This window comes from Bacteroides sp. AM16-13 (assembly GCF_003602705.1).
GTDB lineage: Bacteria > Bacteroidota > Bacteroidia > Bacteroidales > Bacteroidaceae > Bacteroides > Bacteroides xylanisolvens.
The window spans coordinates 1-519 of sequence record NZ_QTLK01000046.1 but is presented as its reverse complement, the minus strand read 5'-3'; the positions used below and the strand labels follow the sequence as shown (position 1 = coordinate 519).

The 519-nt window shown below is 48.7% G+C and carries 1 protein-coding gene; it reads right to left on the bottom strand.

The features are described from left to right. Window positions 1-519, bottom strand: a 519-nt coding sequence (locus DW173_RS22935; RefSeq protein ID WP_199722862.1) for an alpha-galactosidase, incomplete at both ends; no start/stop codon positions are given.

The following is a 519-nucleotide window of genomic DNA, read 5'->3' as shown; positions in this document are numbered from 1 at the left end:
CAGATACGCACCGCTGAAACTTTTACCTTCAAAATTCAAAGGTTCAGTGTCGATGCGGTTCAGCTCATGCACCTTATAATATTTGTCCGGAGCAAGTCCTGCCATCTTCACCCGTGGCAAGTGCCGGTTGCAGAAATGTTCCGTTTTCCACCAGTAGAATACGGCTTTGTCCTTTTCGGGCGATACATACATCAGCGAAGCTGCGCCCTGTTTGTCATACGGAGAAAGTAAACGGTAAATATCTCCGAACTGTACGACGGGACGTATTGTCTTGTATTCGGCAATGGCTTTTCTGCACAATGCCTTTTCCTCTTCCGTCATATTCTTGGGCTGTATTTCCATACCTAAGCGTCCGCTCATCGCTACATCAATACGGAACTTCAACGGAACGGAACGCGATGTCTGATGGTTAGGGCTTGCGCTGATATGCGCCCCCATGCCGATGGCGGGGAAGAAATAGGAAGTGCCCCATTGGATGTAGATACGCTGAAGTGCATCCGTATTGTCGCTTGTCCAGAA